The sequence below is a fragment of the Myroides marinus genome, from assembly GCF_900109075.1.
GTDB lineage: Bacteria > Bacteroidota > Bacteroidia > Flavobacteriales > Flavobacteriaceae > Flavobacterium > Flavobacterium marinum_A.
Map to the genome: position 1 here is coordinate 1 of NZ_FNYS01000009.1, position 14,029 is coordinate 14,029.

A 14,029-nucleotide genomic window follows, 5' to 3' on the forward strand; every position below is an offset into this window, starting at 1 on the left:
TATTTTTAAGTAATTCTTGCTTCACTTTTTGTTTATGATCGTCTGCCTCTAGAGGCGTTATTACTTCTCTAATGCGGATGCAAAAGTAGTACCTTTTTCCTTACTCGCAAACTTTAGCTAGTCTTTTTTGAAGGTTTTTTTAAAGTATTTCGTAACTACCTATTACACGTCGCTTTAGAGATGAAAGTTTTTTTGAAGAATTACGCATATAACTAATCTAAATCATTGTTTTAGATTAAAAGCACTGTTACAAGAGTCCCAAACAACTTATATCAATAAAAAAGCACCTAAATATTAGGTGCTTCATATATAATAGTAGTGTATCTTCTTATAATATCAATAAAGGAGCTATAAATCCAATAGTCAAACGCCCTGTATTGTAGTTCTCTAATCCAAACTTATCTTTTGCTAAAGATGAATAGTTATAATATCTACCTACATAAGATACATAAAATCTAATATTCATATCTTTAAAAGGAAGATACTGTACTGCTGGAATAAATCCATAACTAGTACTTAATCTATCTGTACCACTTCCTTCACCAGCAATATCTTTACCATAAGCGTTACTAGTCATTAAAGTAAGAGATAAATTAACCTTAGGTGTTACCAAATAATCAGCTCTAAACCAGTTATCCATATAAGAAACATCTTTCGCTAGTACATCTCCTTTATAATCTAATACATCACGATCTGCTTTTGCATTAATAATACGAGAAGTAATCCCTTTTCTATCGATATTTTCATGACTATATTGGAAGTCATACATTAAAGTAAGTTTACTATCTTGGTATTTATTACCAAGAGAAACATAATTCATCGCATTATCCTTCGCTTCTTGGAAGTAGCTATAACTATAATTTGTTTCGAATTTACCATCAAAGAAAGTTCCTCTCCAGTTACCTACAAAAGCAAAAGGAGCTTTTGCTTTCTCTAACTCAGAGATATCATAACCTACATATTGTTCTTCAAAAGATTTAGTACGTGAATTTAAAACCTGTAGCCCAAAAGAATGTCCATTTTTCAATTTATGTGTAACCCCCACCCCTGTTAAGAAGTTATCCGCATTATTTAGGATATCATTATACTCAAGGATATCGATAGGGTTCATATCAAATTCATACCCTCCCCAATCAGCACTCATCTTACCAATATCAACTCTAGTATTAGGTGTAACATACACACCGATGAACGCCATATCTGTTCCTCTAGTAATATGGTCACGAGAACCTATCTCTGATTGCTGTGTATATCTATCACGGAATCTAAAATAAACTCTATCATGAATCTTACCCTTAATCTCTAAACGAAACTGATTATTATTAAATTCTGAATTAGTAAATGTCCCATCACTAAAATGGTTATCAAATCCAAAACGTGTATTAAAAATAACATCTACATCATTTAGTAACTTTTGCTTATTAAATGATATTACAGGTTTGGATATACTATCCGAAGCTGTCTGTGGTTCTTGTGCAAACATTCCCACTTGAGAAGTCAGCATCAATGCTAATATAATTTTTCTCATCGCCTATTTTTATATAATTATTATTTGTCTTTCATTTTTTATAGCAATACAGCTCCAAGTAAAAAACCTGCCGCAATAGCTGTACCTATAGCCACCAATCCTGGTATCATAAAACTGTGATTAACTACGAACTTACCAATCTTAGTACTTCCTGTTCTATCAAAGTTTATTGCTGCCAATAACGTTGGGTACCCTGGCAATACGAAATCTGCATTCACTGCGGGGAAAATAGCAATCAATGCTGGATTAGATAATCCTAAAGACATACCTAAAGGCATCATTGTTTTAGTAGTTGCTGCTTGACTAAACATCAATGCTCCTAAAATAAACACAGCGATAGCAAATGTCCATGGGTGAGCAGACACGATATCTGTCATAAACCCTTTAATCACTATTTCATTATGAGCCATAAAAGTTGAACTCATCCACACCACTCCGAATACTGATACTACAGCAGTAGCCATAGAACTGAATAAACTAACTTTAGTTACATCTACCGCACTAGTTTTAGTAGCAATCATCATTAAAGCAGATGCAGTTAACGTAACCATACTAATAACGGCTACCATTTGTAACTCACCATTTGCTTTTAACACTAAACTAGCGGCACCAGGTTCAAAAGTTGGTAACAACTGAGGAAATGCTCCAGCAAGTACAATCATCAATACTGCAATAGAGAAAATCACAACAGAAGTTTTAGCTCCTTTTCTCAGAGGTTTCTGTTCCCCAGCAGAGTCATTCGAATCTAAACTCTTAGCAAATTCAGGATCTTTCATCTTTTCTAAAAAGATAGGATCTTCAGACAATTCTTTCCCTTTTCTTATCACAGATAGACATCCTAAAAAGATTCCAATAATACACGCAGGGATACACACTTTCATAATATCAATCAATGCTCCAGGATATGCTAAAATACCAGCTCCAGCAAACGCAGCCGTAGCAGCACTCATTGGACTCCCAGTAATAGCTAAGTGAGATGCGATAACCGATATACTAAGTGGACGCTCTGGTCTAATTCTCTTTTTAGCAGCTACCTCCGAAATAATAGGTAATAAAGAGTAAAGTAAGTGAGCAGTTCCTGCAAATAGACAGAAGAAATAAACTGTAAATGGTGCAATAAACACAATATTAGAAGGATTGCTACGAATAACTTTCTCTGCTAATTTCACAAGGTAATCAAGTCCTCCACACGCTTGTAATGTAGCAGCTGTAGATACAATAGCCATAATAACCAACATTACATCTATAGGTGGATCTCCAGGTTTCATACCGAAAATGAATACGAAAATACTTAGACCTACCATTCCCATTACCCCTAGACCGATTCCTTTCATTTGCGATCCGACAAGAATCATTCCTATCAGGATACTAAATTGAAGTAATAACATAACTTAAATGTTTTTTACTAATACATACAAATTGTAGTTTAATATAAAAAGGAGCACAAACTTCATTAAATTATTCAGTAAGTGCTCCTCATATTTAGTTACTACAATTCATTATTAATACTTGAAGAACATATCTTGAACAGCAGCTTTATCTTTAGTTTCAGTTAAAGCCAACATCAATAAAATTCTAGCTTTTTGTGGATTTAAATCATCCGCTACTACAAAACCTAAAGCTTTATCATCTACCTCATTAAACAATGTTACTCTACCTGCACCTGCTCTAGCAGCTCTACACACTAGGATACCAGACTTAGCAGCATCAGCTAAAGCTTCTCCTACAGGAGCATTAAAGTTACCATTCCCCATACCTGCATACACGATACCAGCTACACCTTCTTCCTTAGCAGCTTTCACAGCTTTAGGACTAGCATCAGCATAACCATATACAATCTCTACTTGAGGTAATTTAGTCAATCCTTTTACATTGAATTTTTTCTCAGGAGATCTAAGTGTTTTATAGTAGTAGCTCACTTTACCATCATAGATTAATCCGATAGGACCAAAGTTTCTAGATTGGAAAGTAGCTATATTAGTTGTTACTGTTTTAGTCACATCTCTAGCAGCGAATACAGCTTCATTCATTGCTGTTACCACACCTACCTCTTTACTATTAGGAGAAGCAGCTACCATTACAGCATCTAATAAGTTTCTGTTACCATCTTGGCTCATAGCTGTAGCAGGTCTCATAGCTCCTACTAATACTACAGGCTTATTAGAGTTAACAGTTAATTCTAAGAAATATGCAGTTTCTTCTTGAGTATCAGTACCATGAGTAATTACAACACCATCAGCCTCGTTATTCTCAAAAATCTCATTGATACGATTACTTAATTTTAACCAAGTTTCAATATTCATATCTTGACTACCTATCTGTGCGATTTGCTCACCTTTAATTTTAGCAAGCTTATGCATCTCTGGTACAGCATTTAAAAGATTCTCGATTGGAATTTTACCTGCAGTATAAGCAGCTTTAGTAGAAGATTCTCCAGAACCAGCGATAGTACCACCTGTAGCTAAAATGATAACACGAGGTTCATCCTTTGAAGTGTTTGTTGCTCCTTTTGTTTGAGCCTGTACTTGGAATACTAATAAAACTCCAACTACTAAACTAAATACCTTTTTCATCGTTACTATATTAAATTAAGAATTAATCAATTTTGGGTTAATCAGGTTTTCTAATGAATAGATTTCATCCCATTTCTCTTGAGATATCAATTTACGTTCCAAAACCACTATTTCATGAATACTTTTTCCAGACAATAAAGCTTCACCAGCCACACTCGCACATGCTTCATATCCTAATAATGGATTTAATTGAGTAACGATACCGATACTTCCCATCACTAACTCAGCACAGTGTTTTTCGTTAGCAGTAATTCCTACTACACATTTATCTATTAAAGTCTGAATAGCCTTACCTAAATATTCAAGTGATGTAAACATTGCAAAACCAATAACTGGTTCCATCACATTTAACTGTAATTGACCAGCTTCAGCAGCCATTGTCACAGTTAAATCTTGTCCTATTACATAAAAACAAGTTTGGTTAACTACTTCTGGTATAACAGGGTTTACTTTACCTGGCATAATAGAAGATCCTGGTTGCATAGCAGGTAAGTTAATCTCATTTAATCCTGTACGAGGTCCAGAACTTAACAAACGTAAATCGTTACAGATTTTAGAAATCTTAACAGCCGCACGTTTTAGCGTTCCCATAATTTGCACATAAGCTCCAGTATCACTAGTAGCTTCGATTAAATCAGGAGATAGTGTAAGTGGTAACTTTGTTTCTTTTGCTAAATACTCTACACATAGACTAGGATATCCCTCAGGTGCATTTACTTTAGTACCGATAGCCGTAGCTCCCATATTCACTTCTAACACTAATTTTTGCACCTCTCTTAGACGAGCTAAGTCTTCCCCTATTGTTGTAGCAAAAGCATGGAACTCTTGTCCCAATGTCATTGGCACTGCATCTTGTAATTGAGTACGTCCCATTTTTAGAACTTTAGCGAACTCCTCACCTTTAGCTGCAAATGCTTTTTGAAGTTTTGCCAATATCACACAAAACTCTTCTATTTTATTATAAAGCGCTATACGGAAAGCCGAAGGATATGCATCATTAGTAGACTGCGAACAGTTTACATGGTTATTAGGATGCACATATTGATATTCTCCTTTTTGGTGACCTAAGTGCTCTAATGCTACGTTAGCGATAACTTCATTTGCATTCATATTCACTGAAGTCCCAGCTCCACCTTGTATTAAATCACTTACGAATTGGTCATTATATTTACCAGCGATAACTTGATCACAAGCGAAACAAATAGCATCTGCTACTTTCGGGTCTAAAACACCACAATCTTTATTAGCTAAAGCTGCTGCTTTTTTTACCCAACCTAAAGCTTTTATAAACTCTGTTTCTTTATTTAAAGTAAGCCCTGTAATATTAAAGTTTTCTACAGCTCTAAATGTTTGTACACCGTAGTATAAATCATTAGGAATTTCTAACTCACCTAAAAAATCGTGTTCCTTTCTAGTACTTTTCATATTTTTTCACTTTTAAATTAAATACATTAATAAGCATTAATAATCAACTATTTCTGCTTTATTATTTCATATCAAAATTCATAAAATCAAATAATATGAAACATGATAATTATCTTATTTTATTTTATTTTTTCTATTCATCTTATTCTGTATAACTGCTTTTTCAGCAATATAAACCTATTAAAATTATGAAAAATAAAACACTCAAAATGCACCAAATAATACTTTAAATCGGAAATATTACAAAACCTTCATAAATCTACAACTATTTTTAACATTAACAAGTAATAATAAATAAATCATTCTAATTTATAAAATCTCAAAATTTGTCACATTAACAGCACCTATTCTGTCAAAACCATAATTCTTAACACACCTTTAATTATTATAAAAAAATCAAAGAATCACTAATGTTTATTAAAAGAACAAAATTCCTTAGTGTTTTATTAATCAAACATATTTTTAAGTTAATTTTGCTAAAAAATATAACATGAAAAAAAACCTACTAATGATACTTGCACTTACTGCAAGTATAAGTTATGCTCAGCGTCAGGCTGATATTATTACTAAATTTGGAAGTGACATAGAGTCAATCAGTTTAGTACCTGCTACAGGAGATGTTATTGTAAAAGATAAAAACACAATTACAAACTACAACCCCATAGCAAACAAAACGACTTGGTCTATCAACAAAAAAGATTATCAAAGTGATTTTAGATCTACTACACTTGGTAGTATTATGTCTTACTTTGAAGAAGTAGTTACAGAAATTGAGGTATTACCTAGATCACCTTACGCTAGAATTACATTAGACAACAATGATCTTATCATCAATATTCTAGATGGTACTGTACTGTACAACTCTAAAGAAGCCAAATCTAGAATTATCAAAACAAACTTTATCGTAGAAGATAATGCTATCTTAATGCTTACAGCTGATGAGAAAGCTTTTAACTTCTTATACCTATCACCTACTGAAAACAAAATCAAATGGACGACAGAAGTAGGTACACAAGAAAAAATGTCTGTATTCAAATCTATCTTTAGTGCAGGGCAAGAAGCGAACGAAAAAATATTAAAAGTAAATAACGACCTATACATCACTGTTAAGGGGTTCTTATTTAACTTAAATACTACGACAGGAGAGATTAAATGGAAAACTGACTTTAAAATCCAAGACTTCTTCCTTTCTCAAAACTTAAAAAATATGATTGTTATTAGTGATGCTAGCTCATTAATAAGTTCAAAAACTTCAGTGAACATCCTTAATACAGACACAGGTGCTAAACTGTGGAAAAGCGATATCACTACTAAATTCGTTACTTACATAGAAGACTGGAATGATAGAATATTAATAGCACACAACACAGGATTCAACTTCTACTCATATAATGATGGTAAGAAGATGTGGAAAAAAGATGCTAAAGGTAAAGCTATCAAAAGAGTTATCCCTGTCGAAAATAACTACCTATATATAGCAGACACAGAGATGAACTTAGTTAATCAAGAAGGTGCTCCTCAATGGAAGAAGTTTATCGAAATTGCTGATAATTCTGAAGATGAAATATACTTTTTAGACAAAGTAGATAACAATAGAGTATTATACCTTACCGATACATACGGTAATATGGTAGACTACAGTACAGGTAAGAAGATATGGAAGAGAAACATCAAGTTTAGCAAAAAAAGACCTATCGCAGTAGGACATAACGAAAAAGACAATGTATTCTTAGCATATAACCATAGAAAGATTTACAAATTTGACCCAAACTCTAATGATGCTCCAGAACCTATCGGAGATAAAATAGACGTACAAAACGACAAAGCCATCACTAGTTTAGAAGTTATAGATGGTTCTGTTATCTGTATTGTGGGACAAAACGACGTAATAGGAGTTGCTCCAGATGGTAATGTTATCTATCACAACACTTATAAAGAACCAGGAGAAGCAGGACGACGTTTATTAAAATCAGCTGCTATCGCTGCCAAAACATTTGGAAACATCAATGCAGCTAGACAAAATGTTATCGCTAATTCTACATATACCATGTCTTACAGAGATAGTAGAGGAAATCTAGTAGAGAGTACTAACTATGTCTTCAGTGAAGAAGATAGAGCTAAAGCTAAGAGAACATTAGAAGCACAACAAGCTGTAATGTCAGGTATAGATTCAGAGATTATGCCTCTAGTACAAAAGAGATTTAACGCTCTAAAACAAACTGCAGATTATGCTTATGTATTCGCTAGAGGAACTGAAGGAGAAACTACTCAGCTAGTAAAAGTGAGAAAAAAAGATGGTAAAGAAGTAGACAAAATTGCTATTAGCAATAATAAACCACTTTATGAAATAGACCCTGCTACAGGAAGTATCTATTACGTTTATAACAATGAACTAAGAACATTCAAAGTAAACTAATCATCGATTAATAAATAAGAAAAGCCCTTAAGAGATTATCTTAAGGGCTTTTTTATATCTATATATTTCTCATCACTGAAAAAACAATAATAACTAATACTAATACATAAGGGAACCATTTAGGAAGAACTATACGTCCTATATACTTCTGATTCTTTACAACATATACTTCTATCAAAGAAATGTAGATAAACAATAATAGAGGAATTAAGAGTAATATCAATGCATTATAGTGAATAGCCTCTAAAACATCCCTTCTCAATAAAGACTGTAATGCCCGCTGCCCTCCACATCCAGGGCATAACCATCCTGTCTTTTGGTATACCATACAGCTCAGACCACTGCTATCAGCAGTACCGAAAGCCTCCTTATAATAATATCCTATCCCCAATAAAGGAATATATAATAATATACGGATTAACCAATTCTTCATACTGCCGTGATAATATTAAGCACTTATAGCATTCTGCTCTTGAAGCTTTTCCATAATCACATTTATCCCACCTTCTTTATTAATAACATACACCGTGTAGATAACTGCGATAAGTACTAATGTGAAGATTATATAACTAAGTCTCTTAACCTTATTAGCTGCAGATACAGCACCTGCATAATCACCATGCATGCTTTTATACTTAGATCTTTTAGCAAATCCAACAGCTACTAGACCTAAGAAAAAACCAAGAAATAAAAATGAATAAACACCTATTATAGTTGCTATAACAGCTAAACCCATATTATTCTTTGGCATGATCTCATTGTTTTGTACTTGTTTCTGTTCTCCTATTTCCATCCTTCTTGTAAATTATAATTGACAAAATACTTCCTTTTAATTCTATAAAACAAAAAAAGAGAGGAATAATCCTCTCTTTCATCTATACTTTAATTCCAAAAGGGCTATTATTACCCTACGAATTTGTTTACAAATTGTTCTAAAGCATCTCCATATTGATCTTGAGCAACTGCTATAACATCATCAATAGCTTCAACAGTAAGTATTGGTTTTAATTTAGCATCAGTACGAAGCCAATCTAAGTATTCTTTATTAAACTCAGCAGCATCATACTCACCTTCTTCTATCAACTCTTCTTTATCAGAAAAATAGAATTCATCCATATACACTACAGGTTCTACATCATAAGCAGAAATCTGAAGTAATTCTTTCACGTTTTTTGAAACAACAAACGCTCCTCCTTCATCTCCAAAAACTACAATAGGGCAATCATCTAGAGTTTTAACCTCTTTATTTTGTACCCAGAAAGCATAAATACTACCAGTACTATTTGCTTCAGCAAAAGGGATAAATGAATTTACAAAGTCTTCATTGTCCGAAACAGACTCAATGATTCCTGGATCCTCATCTATTAAATAGATAGCGTTAGAATAATAAGATGGAATAGTCTCTGATAGTTGAAATTCCAAAAGACTTTTAATTTCACTAGGTACTTTATACCCTTTAAATAATGCAGTAAATTCTTCTTTTACCATTGTGATGTTCATTTTCGCCTCTTATCAGGCTTACGGATTTTAAAAAATTAAACTAATACCATACTTCCGTTCTTTATTATAATTAGAAGCATTTCTTTGATACAATAAAGATAAAATATTTTTTTAATGAAAAACATATTTTTATAACAATCTTATACTTTTTCAAAGTTTTCAATTGTCCTACTGTCTTATTCATTTATATCGCGGTAAAAATAATAAACTTCCTTAAATAAAAAGCTAATTATTTAAATATTAACCAATCAAATATTAAAATATATTTAATTCAAAACAGGCTCTCTAGTACTTATTATACTAATAAGAATCATTCTAGCTCACTAATAGCCTTAATTAAGGAGAATATTTGCCTCTGCCTTTATAAGTTAGCTCGTATCTTTGACTCATTAAATTTGATAAGTATGAATACGCCTAACACTATCTATCTAGCTTCTGCACTAATAACAGATAAAAACAATCGTCTACTGACTGTACGCAAGAAGACCTCTACCTATTATATGATGGCTGGTGGTAAACTAGAATTAGGAGAAACACCTGAACAAGCCCTGATCAGAGAACTTAATGAAGAATTACATCTCATCATTACTTCTAAAGATATTAAATTATTAGGTACGCATTCTACTAAAGCTGTAAATGAAGCTAACACTATAGTCACTGCACATATCTACCATCTAGCAATAGACGATACGGATATCACAGTATCCGCAGAAATAGCAGAAGCTAAATGGCTAACTCAAGAAAATTACAAAGAGACTAAACTCGCACATCTATTAGAAGAGTTTAGTATTCCTATATGGTTACGCCTGTTTTAATCCTTTTTAAACACTTCACTTTTTCCCTTAAAATATCTTATAAGAGACTATACAGTTCATATTAGCTCTGCAAAAAGTAACCACTTTGATTGCAATGTTAGCACAGTGAGAGAATCATACCAGCATAATGACTCTATTAAAACCCCCTGTTTTAATGGAGTCACTATGGACTCATTATGGACTCACTATGGACTCACCCCAACGAAAATGCAATAAAAAAGCCTCTAAGTATCCAACTCAGAGGCTTATATATTATAGTCTATAGACTAAGCTTGTTTCTTTACGAACTTCGTTAAGATTACGATCTGTTGACCATCTATCTTTCCTTCTATCTGTTCTGTATTATCGTGTACTAAACGGATATTTCTAACAGCAGTACCGATTTTTGCGTTAATAGTAGATCCTTTTACATCAAGATCTTTAATTAATGTTACAGTATCACCACCTACTAATACGTTACCATTACAGTCTTTGTGTAAATCTACACTTCCGTCACCTGTATGATCTCCTGATAATTTAGCGAATTCTAATAACTCATCATCTAAATACATCATCTCTAAACTATCTGCAGCCCAACTCTCATTGCGGAAACGATTTAGCATACGCCACGCTACTACCTGTACAGCTGGAAATTCGCTCCACATAGATGTAGTAAGACATTGCCAGTGATTAGCATCTAACTCCGCTCTCTTCTCTATCTGCTCTAAACAAGTATCACATATATATACTTCTCTATCTGCTTCATTAGCTGCTGCTGGTGGTACGTCATACACATTTAAATGTCCTGTTGCTTCACATAGTTCGCATTTATTACCACTTCTTTCTTTTAATTGTGCTTCAGTTTTCATTTATTAAAACAATATATTATTAAGGTTGTAAAGATATATGTTATTATTTAGATATAAAAAATAATAAAACACTTCAGTAATTAAACCATTTTTATCACACAGATATGAATTTAATAAAACACTTAATTTTTTAGAAGCAATTTAAAAAATGGTTCTTAGAATTATGGTTTCAATTTAAATGATTCCTATTTCATTACACAATTCGTCATAATATCAAGAGGCACTCTAATAATACCAAACGAGCATAATCCCCCATACAAAAAACCTTATCTTTACTACTCAATAACACAAACTATCATTATAAATGAAAACAGATATCGAAATCGCTCGCGAAAGTGAGCTAAAGAGAATACAAGATGTAGCACAATCTATAGGGGTTAATCAAGAAGAGCTAATACCATATGGCAAGTATATGGCTAAAGTTCCTCTAGATGAAATGAATCCTGAGAATATCAATAAATCAAACTTAATATTAGTTACCTCTATCACTCCTACTAAAGCAGGTATCGGAAAGACAACTGTATCTATAGGATTGGCATTAGGGTTAAATAAAATAGGCAAAAAAGCAATCGTAGCACTTAGAGAACCATCATTAGGCCCTTGTTTTGGGATGAAAGGTGGAGCTGCAGGAGGTGGATATGCACAAGTATTGCCAATGGAGAATATCAATCTTCACTTCACTGGAGACTTCCACGCGATAACTTCTGCTCACAACACAATCAGTGCGCTATTTGATAACTATATCTACCAAAATAGAGCCAGTGAAAATGGTATCAAAGAAATACTGTGGAAGAGAGTATTAGATGTAAATGACCGTAGCTTACGCTATATCAATACTGGGTTAAGAGGTAGTGCTAATGGTGTACCTCAGGAGTCAGGCTTCGATATCACGCCTGCGTCAGAGATCATGGCGATCATGTGTCTTGCTACTGATATTGAAGATCTAAGACGTAGAATAGAGAATATCTTGTTAGGTTATCGCTATGATGGCAGCATGTTCACCGTTAAAGATTTGGGTGTAGCAGGTGCTATTACTGTACTACTTAAAGATGCACTTAATCCTAACTTAGTACAGACTACAGAGAATACAGCTGCCTTTATACACGGAGGCCCTTTTGCTAATATTGCACATGGGTGTAACTCTGTTATCGCTACTAAGATGGCGATGAGTTATGGTGATTATGTAATTACTGAAGCTGGATTCGGAGCAGACTTAGGAGCTGAGAAATTCTTTGATATCAAATGTAGAAAATCTGGCTTACAACCTAAGCTTACTGTTGTAGTAGCTACTGCTCAGGGGTTAAAAATGCATGGAGGTGTAGCTATCGAAGAGATTAAAACGAAAAATGTAGAAGGTATTCGCAAAGGACTAGAGAACTTAGCTAAACACGTAGAGAATATCAAATCTTATGGTCAAAGCATCGTGGTAGCTTTTAATAAATACGCTACGGACGATACAGAAGAACTTCAGATAGTAGAACAATACTGTAAAGACAACGGTATCGGCTTTGCTATCAACAACGCTTTCGTAGAAGGTGGTGAAGGAGCTAAAGCTTTAGCAGAAGTAGTAGTGAATGCAATAGCTACTAATCCAAGCAAACCTCTTCAGTTCCCTTATCAGGACGATGAGACTATAGCTGTAAAAATAGAGAATGTAGCGAAGAAAATATATGGAGCTGATAGTGTAGAGTTTTCTTCTACTGCTAAAAAGAAGTTAGCTCAACTAAAGAATACAAATATGGATCAATACCCAGTATGTATCGCTAAGACGCAGTATTCGTTCTCAGCGGATGCTACTGCTTATGGTGTAGCTAAAGGATTTGTGATAACTATAAACGATTTAGTTATTAATAGAGGGTCAGAGTTTATCGTGGCTATCGCAGGAGATATTATGCGTATGCCAGGGTTACCTAAATCGCCACAAGCCTTGAGAATTGATTTAGTTGATGGATTAATAGAAGGTTTAAGCTAGTCAATCTAAGTTTATTACCCTTAATACTGTTATAAAATGTCAAAAGCGAAACTTTTAAAAGTTTCGCTTTTTTTGTTAATATGAGGTATCTAAAAGGGATAAAATACGAATAATCCCGCATAATATTCGAATATTATACTTAACAACAGAAAATTTTAAACTATATTTGATATGCTAATTTTATGTAAAAATTAATACAAAATAACATACTACTACATCTCTAATAATGACAGAAATACTACATCACTTATTTAATCCGCTACCTAATGCTATTATGAGTGTCCTAATGGGTATCTCATTTCTCTATTGGATATTCTCTGCTGTTTTGGGAGGATTTGACGGTTTTGATATAGATATGGATGTCAACCCTGAGATAGACGTCGATGTAGATATGGACGTAGATACTGACTTTGACCTTCATCAGAGTCATGTAGACATCTCTCATGATAAAGAAGTAGACGTAGCTGATCATGTCGATGTAAGACAGCCAAGCGTGTTTATGCAGATCTTAGAGTTTATGAATGTGGGCAAGATACCTTTTATGATAATCTTGACCATCTTTAAATTCTTTACTTGGGCAGGTACCTTATTAACTACTACTATACCTAAGGTGGTGAATATGGGCTTTTGGTCTGTAGTTATCTTAATTCCTCTTTCCTTTGTGGCTATTATTCTTACACACTATGCTACTCTTCCACTGGTAAAGTTTTTAAAAGACACCGGATATCACGGAGAGAAAGCTATAGACTTTATCGGTCAAGAGGGTATTATGCTATCTAGCATAACAGAAAATAAACACGGTAATATGGAGATCGTCATCAATCAAGATCCTATAAAGATATTGGTCGAAAGTACGGATGGCAATCCAATAAAATATGGAGATAAGGTCATTATCATTAATAAATCGGATAAAGACAATGTATTTCTGGTACGTAAAACACATTAAATATTA

12 protein-coding genes are annotated in these 14,029 nt (G+C 33.5%); 4 read left to right on the plus strand and 8 right to left on the minus strand.

Translation table 11 applies throughout. The features are described from left to right. Positions 1–328: 328 nt before the first annotated feature. From BMX53_RS10405 to aspA, 4 genes are all read right to left on the minus strand, one after another. Positions 329–1,528, minus strand: a complete 1,200-nt coding sequence (locus BMX53_RS10405; protein WP_074746165.1) for a porin — start codon at positions 1,526–1,528, stop codon at positions 329–331. A 38-nt stretch (positions 1,529–1,566) separates the two neighbouring features. After that, the gene (locus BMX53_RS10410; protein ID WP_038987004.1) at positions 1,567–2,916 is read right to left on the minus strand and encodes an anaerobic C4-dicarboxylate transporter family protein; all 1,350 of its coding nucleotides are present in this window, start codon (positions 2,914–2,916) and stop codon (positions 1,567–1,569) included. A 114-nt stretch (positions 2,917–3,030) separates the two neighbouring features. Then, positions 3,031–4,101 (minus strand): type II asparaginase, encoded by a 1,071-nt coding sequence (locus tag BMX53_RS10415; RefSeq protein WP_074746167.1) that lies wholly within the window; start codon positions 4,099–4,101, stop codon positions 3,031–3,033. 15 nt (positions 4,102–4,116) lie between these two features. After that, the gene (aspA, locus tag BMX53_RS10420) at positions 4,117–5,526 is read right to left on the minus strand and encodes an aspartate ammonia-lyase (RefSeq protein ID WP_038987006.1); all 1,410 of its coding nucleotides are present in this window, start codon (positions 5,524–5,526) and stop codon (positions 4,117–4,119) included. A 490-nt stretch (positions 5,527–6,016) separates the two neighbouring features. On the opposite strand from aspA, the gene BMX53_RS10425 reads away from it, so the two are divergent. After that, complete coding sequence (locus tag BMX53_RS10425; RefSeq protein ID WP_074746169.1) at positions 6,017–7,942, plus strand: outer membrane protein assembly factor BamB family protein; 1,926 nt, start codon at positions 6,017–6,019, stop codon at positions 7,940–7,942. 58 nt (positions 7,943–8,000) lie between these two features. Here BMX53_RS10425 and BMX53_RS10430 read toward each other — a convergent pair whose 3' ends face one another. The 3 genes from BMX53_RS10430 to BMX53_RS10440 form a co-directional block, all read right to left on the minus strand. Further along, a complete protein-coding gene (locus tag BMX53_RS10430) occupies positions 8,001–8,375 on the minus strand; it encodes a DUF2752 domain-containing protein (protein WP_074746171.1) in 375 nt (124 codons plus the stop codon). A gap of 15 nt (positions 8,376–8,390) precedes the next feature. Then, a complete protein-coding gene (locus BMX53_RS10435; protein ID WP_074746173.1) occupies positions 8,391–8,735 on the minus strand; it encodes a CD225/dispanin family protein in 345 nt (114 codons plus the stop codon). 110 nt (positions 8,736–8,845) lie between these two features. Beyond that, positions 8,846–9,442 (minus strand): cell wall assembly protein, encoded by a 597-nt coding sequence (locus BMX53_RS10440; RefSeq protein ID WP_240485557.1) that lies wholly within the window; start codon positions 9,440–9,442, stop codon positions 8,846–8,848. Positions 9,443–9,846: 404 nt separating this feature from the next. Here BMX53_RS10440 and BMX53_RS10445 point away from each other — a divergent pair, with 404 nt between their 5' ends. Further along, a complete protein-coding gene (locus BMX53_RS10445; RefSeq protein WP_074746175.1) occupies positions 9,847–10,257 on the plus strand; it encodes an NUDIX hydrolase in 411 nt (136 codons plus the stop codon). Positions 10,258–10,523: 266 nt separating this feature from the next. On the opposite strand, the gene BMX53_RS10450 is transcribed toward BMX53_RS10445, so the two are convergent. After that, complete coding sequence (locus BMX53_RS10450) at positions 10,524–11,105, minus strand: PhnA domain-containing protein (protein ID WP_038987011.1); 582 nt, start codon at positions 11,103–11,105, stop codon at positions 10,524–10,526. Positions 11,106–11,409: 304 nt separating this feature from the next. Between BMX53_RS10450 and BMX53_RS10455 the strand changes: the two genes are divergently transcribed. Together BMX53_RS10455 and BMX53_RS10460 are read left to right on the plus strand one after the other, a co-directional pair. Continuing rightward, a complete protein-coding gene (locus tag BMX53_RS10455; protein WP_074746177.1) occupies positions 11,410–13,077 on the plus strand; it encodes a formate--tetrahydrofolate ligase in 1,668 nt (555 codons plus the stop codon). A gap of 226 nt (positions 13,078–13,303) precedes the next feature. Further along, positions 13,304–14,023: an OB-fold-containig protein gene (locus tag BMX53_RS10460; protein WP_074746179.1), complete on the plus strand. Its 720-nt coding sequence runs from the start codon at positions 13,304–13,306 to the stop codon at positions 14,021–14,023. The last annotated feature ends 6 nt before the right edge of the window (positions 14,024–14,029 follow it).

Excerpts from the sequence above, each read along its gene's own strand:
- BMX53_RS10405 (WP_074746165.1), bottom strand. The coding sequence starts at position 1,528 with ATGAGAAAAATTATATTAGCATTGATGCTGACTTCTCAAGTGGGAATG.
- BMX53_RS10410 (WP_038987004.1), bottom strand. The coding sequence starts at position 2,916 with ATGTTATTACTTCAATTTAGTATCCTGATAGGAATGATTCTTGTCGGA.
- BMX53_RS10415 (WP_074746167.1), bottom strand. The coding sequence starts at position 4,101 with ATGAAAAAGGTATTTAGTTTAGTAGTTGGAGTTTTATTAGTATTCCAA.
- aspA (WP_038987006.1), bottom strand. The coding sequence starts at position 5,526 with ATGAAAAGTACTAGAAAGGAACACGATTTTTTAGGTGAGTTAGAAATT.
- BMX53_RS10425 (WP_074746169.1), top strand. The coding sequence starts at position 6,017 with ATGAAAAAAAACCTACTAATGATACTTGCACTTACTGCAAGTATAAGT.
- BMX53_RS10430 (WP_074746171.1), bottom strand. The coding sequence starts at position 8,375 with ATGAAGAATTGGTTAATCCGTATATTATTATATATTCCTTTATTGGGG.
- BMX53_RS10435 (WP_074746173.1), bottom strand. The coding sequence starts at position 8,735 with ATGGAAATAGGAGAACAGAAACAAGTACAAAACAATGAGATCATGCCA.
- BMX53_RS10440 (WP_240485557.1), bottom strand. The coding sequence starts at position 9,442 with ATGAACATCACAATGGTAAAAGAAGAATTTACTGCATTATTTAAAGGG.
- BMX53_RS10445 (WP_074746175.1), top strand. The coding sequence starts at position 9,847 with ATGAATACGCCTAACACTATCTATCTAGCTTCTGCACTAATAACAGAT.
- BMX53_RS10450 (WP_038987011.1), bottom strand. The coding sequence starts at position 11,105 with ATGAAAACTGAAGCACAATTAAAAGAAAGAAGTGGTAATAAATGCGAA.
- BMX53_RS10455 (WP_074746177.1), top strand. The coding sequence starts at position 11,410 with ATGAAAACAGATATCGAAATCGCTCGCGAAAGTGAGCTAAAGAGAATA.
- BMX53_RS10460 (WP_074746179.1), top strand. The coding sequence starts at position 13,304 with ATGACAGAAATACTACATCACTTATTTAATCCGCTACCTAATGCTATT.